The sequence below is a fragment of the Bradyrhizobium sp. genome (genome assembly GCF_049798375.1).
Lineage (GTDB): Bacteria > Pseudomonadota > Alphaproteobacteria > Rhizobiales > Xanthobacteraceae > Bradyrhizobium.
The window spans coordinates 1-4,549 of the sequence record NZ_JBARGP010000142.1 but is presented as its reverse complement, the minus strand read 5'-3'; the positions used below and the strand labels follow the sequence as shown (position 1 = coordinate 4,549).

Genomic DNA, 4,549 nt, shown 5'->3' with positions numbered 1-4,549 from the left:
CCGCGCCTTCGAGGGGCCGTGGCGCACCATGCGCGCCTCCGAGCGCGGCTCGATCCTGTTGAAATGGGCGCAGCTGCTGCGCGACCATGCCGACGAGATCGCCGAGCTGGAAAGCCTCGACGCCGGCAAGCCGATCGCCGCCACCTTGCGGCAGGATCTTCCGGCCGCGATCGATACGCTCACTTACTATGCCGGCTGGGCCGACAAGATCAGCGGCGAGGTGGTGACGACGCGCGACGATGCCTTGACCTACACCGTGCGCGAGCCGGTCGGCGTGGTCGCCGCGATCGTGCCGTGGAATTTCCCGCTGATGATCGGCATGTGGAAGTTGGCGCCGGCTTTGGCCTGCGGCTGCACCATCGTGATGAAGCCGGCCGAGCTGACCTCGCTGTCGGCGCTGCGGATCGGCGAGCTCGCGCTGGAGGCCGGCCTGCCGGCGGGCGTGTTCAACATCGTGACCGGCCCCGGTCACGTGGTCGGCGACGCGCTGGTCAACCATCCCGACGTGGACAAAGTCACCTTCACCGGCTCGCCCGGCGTCGGCCGCGGCATCATGAAGGGTGCGGCCGGCAACTTCAAACGGGTCTCGCTCGAGCTCGGCGGCAAGTCGGCCAACGTGATCTTCGACGATGCCGATATCGACGCCGCCGCCAAGGCCGCGGCCGCCGGCATCTTCTTCAATGCCGGCCAGGTCTGTTCGGCCGGCTCGCGCGTGCTGGTGCAGGAGGGTGTCTATGACGCGGTGGTCGAGCGGCTCGCCGCCCGCGCACAAGCTCTGCGCATCGGCGATACAATGGATCGCGCGACCTCGCTCGGTCCCGTCATTTCCGAGAAGCAGATGCGCTCGATCCTCGACTATGTCGACATCGGCAAGAACGAAGGCGCCTCGCTGGTGACCGGCGGCTCACGCGTCGGCAGCCGTGGCTACTTCATCAGCCCTGCCGTGTTCGCCGGCGTCGCGCACGAGATGCGGATCTCGCAGGAGGAGATTTTCGGCCCCGTCGTCAGCGTCATCAAGTTCAAGGACGAGGCCGACGCGCTCAGAATCGCCAACGGTACCGCCTACAGCCTCGCCGCCGGCGTCTGGAGCCGTGACATGGGCCGCGTACAGCGCTTCGCCAAGCGGGCGCGCGCCGGCACGGTGTGGATCAACACCTATGGCTACACCGACGTGCGGCTGCCTTGGGGCGGCGAGCGCGACTCCGGTTTGGGCCGCGAGCACGGCACCGCAGCGCTGGAGAACTTCACCGAGCCGAAGGCGGTGTGGATGAACCTGAACGTGTGAGTTTGAGATCTCCGTCATTGCGAGCGAAGCGACGTGTCCGCCATAGCCCGAGGGGCGACGGCGGAAGCAATCCAGGGCCAAGCGAGAAGTCTGGATTGCTTCGTCGCGGAGCCTGTCATCGGGGCGCGCGTTCGCGCGGACTCGTTGGCTCCTCGCAATGACGAGACCAACAGCATGGCGTCGAGCAGAGCCTCGCAAGTTCGTGCCACCCTGTGATAGCCTGATGCGGCACTCTCTCGTTCATGCATTGGGTTTCAGCCATGCCCCTCTGGACCTGCTTTCAATGCGGCGCTCAGTTTCCTGACGCGCCCGCGCCGCCATCGGCCTGTCTCGTCTGCGAGGACGAGCGCCAATACGTGAACTGGCACGGGCAAAGCTTCCTCAGCCGCGAGGAGATGCAGCAGCGCTACAAGCTGATCTGGCGCGACGATCTCGGTCTGACCGGGCTGCAGGTTGAACCACATTTTGCGATCGATCAGCGTGCGCTGCTGGTGCGTGAGCCCGACGGCTGTGTGATGTGGGACTGCGTGCCGCTCGCGACCGACGAGGCCATCGCCCATGTGCGCGAACTCGGCGGGTTGAAGGCGATCGCGGTGTCGCATCCGCATTATTACGGCGCGGTGGCCGACTGGAGCGCGGCGTTCGGCGGCGTGCCGATCTATTTGCATGGCGACGACCACGCCTTTGTCACGCGGCCGAGTCCTTCGATCGTGCCATGGTCGAGCGATTGCTTCGCGATCTCTGACGATATCAAGCTCTATCGCACCAGCGGTCATTTCCCCGGCGCCACCGTGCTGCATTGGCGCAAAGGGGCGAACGGCAAGGGTGCGCTGCTGGTCGGCGACATCGCCATGGTGGCGATGGACCGCCGCCACGTCAGCTTCATGTATTCCTATCCGAACTACTGGCCGCTCGGCGCCGCCGCCGTGCGTCGCATCGCCGATGTGGTCGCGCCGCTCGCCTTCGATCGCATCTACGGCGCCTGGTGGGATCGCAATATCGCCTACGGCGCGAAGGCCGCATTCGATGCGTCGGTGCAGCGCTATCTCGCCGCGATCGCTTGATAAACCGCCGGCGGATATGATGGCGTGTAGGATGGGTGGAGCGTAGCGATACCCATCGTCGTTGATCTGCCGAGACGCGATGGGTATCGCTTCGCTCAACCCACCCTACGATATGTCATGCCGTGCGGTCAGAACGTCAATCCAAGCTCGCGCAAATCGACCTCGCCGCGCTCCGCGGTTGTGAACAGCAGCGAGGCCATGCCGACGGATTGCGCGCCGTCGACATTGGCGTCGATGTCATCGAGGAACACCGTCTCCGCCGCGACCAGGCCGAAACGTTCGATGGCGTGGCGGAAGATGGCAGGGTCGGGCTTCATCAGGCCGATCTCGGCCGAGACGACGGCATCGTCGAACAACGGCCAGAACTGGTGACGCGCCTTGAGATAAGCGACGATCTCATGAACATTGTCGGTCAGCGCGAACACGCGATAGCCCGAGCGCTTGAGGCGACGCGCCAGCGCCTCGGTGCCCTGGATCGGCTCCTGATGATCGGTGACATGGAAGAACAGCTCCTCGGCCTGCTGCTTCGAAAGGCCGAACTCGGCCTGATAGGCCAGCGCTGCCTCCGCCTGCGTCAAGTCGCCCATGTTGAGGCGGCGCCATAGCGGACCGCGGAGGAGAGCCTCCGCACGCTGGAGGTTCTCATCGGAATTCTTCGGAATCCCGAAGCACCGCTCGACGACGTCAGGCGGCGACCAGCGCACGAAGACATTGCCGACGTCGAAGATGACGTTCTTGATCATGGGTCGCCTTCCTGATCGTAGCACTTCGTAGTCGGCTGGTTTGCCTCGGTGTGATGATGATAATCTGGGAGACGAGCATTGACCAAACAACAGTGTGTGGGATGGGCTGAGCGATGCGGTTAATGTCTCTTCACTCCCCTCGCGACGATGACGTTGCCGACGGCGCCAAGCGCCATCAGCACGCAGGTCGCCAGGAACACCGACCTCATGCCGATATGGCCGCCAACATAGCCGCCGGCCAGTGGCCCGATCACCTGTCCGGTATATTGGGCCGAGACCGAATAGCCGAGCAGGGTGCCGGTGACGGCTTCGGGCGCATTGTGACGGATTACGCTGGCGATGCATGGCAATAGGCCGCCCAGCGCCAGCCCCATCAGGAAGCGCAGCCCGATCAGCTGCCAGCCCGAGGTCACGAAGGCCTGCGGAATCAGCAGCACCGCCGCGACCGCGAGACAAACGATGACGATGTTCCAATGCCCGATGCGATCAGCCAGCTTGCCGAGCCGCGAGGACGACAGCGCGGCGCCGAACGCCGTCGCCGACATCACGACGCCCGCAACGAGCGTGACCTGCGCGGGCGCGACCAGCTGCGCGACATAGACCGTGATGATCGGCTCGATCGACATGTTGGCGATCATCAGCAGCGCCCCGGTCGCGAGCATCGCGACGATGGGGCGCTTGTCCGCGACGAGCGACCAACCGCCACGCGACTGCGCCTGGCGCTGCTTCGGCGAGCGCTTCTCCTCGCGGATCAGGAAGGTGGTGCCGATGAAGGTGATGAAGATGACCGCGCCTGCCAGCAGGAATGTGGCGCGGATGCCGATCCGTGACGGCAGCACGCCGCCGATCAGCGGCCCGACGAGGTTGCCCGCCATGATGCCGGAGGATAGCACGCCGAGCGCCCAGCCGGTCTTCGATTTCGGCGTCTGCGCCGCCACCAGCACGGTCGAACCCGAGGCGTAGCCGCCGAGCAGGCCCGCCAGCAACCGCAGCCCGACCAGCTGCCAGACATTGTGCGCCATGCCGATCAGCGACATCGCCACCGCCATGCCGAGGCTGGCGCGGATCAGCATCAGCTTGCGGCCGTAGCGGTCCGCCAGCCATCCCCACAGCGGCGCGGTCAAAGCCGCGGTGAAGAAGGTCGCGCCGAAGGCGATGCCTGACCATTGCACGATCGCCGCATGGTCGCTGACCCCGAGCTCCTCGACATAGAGCGGCAGGAACGGCAACAACAAGGTCATCGCCACGATCGTCGTGAACGAGCCGAACACGCAGACCCAGAGATTGCGCAGCCAAGGGCCGGAGTCGCCGATGACCTCGATTTCGGGAATGGCGGGGCTGGTCATGGCTGATGCGGGGTTGGAGGAATGTCGCCGCAGCTTTGGTGCGAAGACTAGCGCCTGCGTATAGGCCGCGGCAGCACGGCACAACCGCCCCGCCTGCATGTCTCGGTTGTC

4 protein-coding genes are annotated in these 4,549 nt (G+C 65.3%); 2 read left to right on the top strand and 2 right to left on the bottom strand.

Translation table 11 applies throughout. The features are described from left to right. Together WA702_RS06135 and WA702_RS06130 are read left to right on the top strand one after the other, a co-directional pair. A partial coding sequence (locus WA702_RS06135) for an aldehyde dehydrogenase family protein (protein ID WP_425109641.1) occupies positions 1-1,285 on the top strand: 1,285 nt, incomplete at its 5' end. 260 nt (positions 1,286-1,545) lie between these two features. Further along, a complete protein-coding gene (locus WA702_RS06130) occupies positions 1,546-2,349 on the top strand; it encodes an MBL fold metallo-hydrolase (RefSeq protein ID WP_425109640.1) in 804 nt (267 codons plus the stop codon). A 128-nt stretch (positions 2,350-2,477) separates the two neighbouring features. On the opposite strand, the gene WA702_RS06125 is transcribed toward WA702_RS06130, so the two are convergent. Beyond that, positions 2,478-3,092, bottom strand: a complete 615-nt coding sequence (locus WA702_RS06125; protein WP_425109639.1) for an HAD family hydrolase — start codon at positions 3,090-3,092, stop codon at positions 2,478-2,480. A gap of 119 nt (positions 3,093-3,211) precedes the next feature. Beyond that, on the bottom strand, positions 3,212-4,438 hold the full coding sequence (locus WA702_RS06120) for an MFS transporter (RefSeq protein ID WP_425109642.1): 1,227 nt from the start codon (positions 4,436-4,438) through the stop codon (positions 3,212-3,214). Positions 4,439-4,549 lie beyond the last annotated feature (111 nt).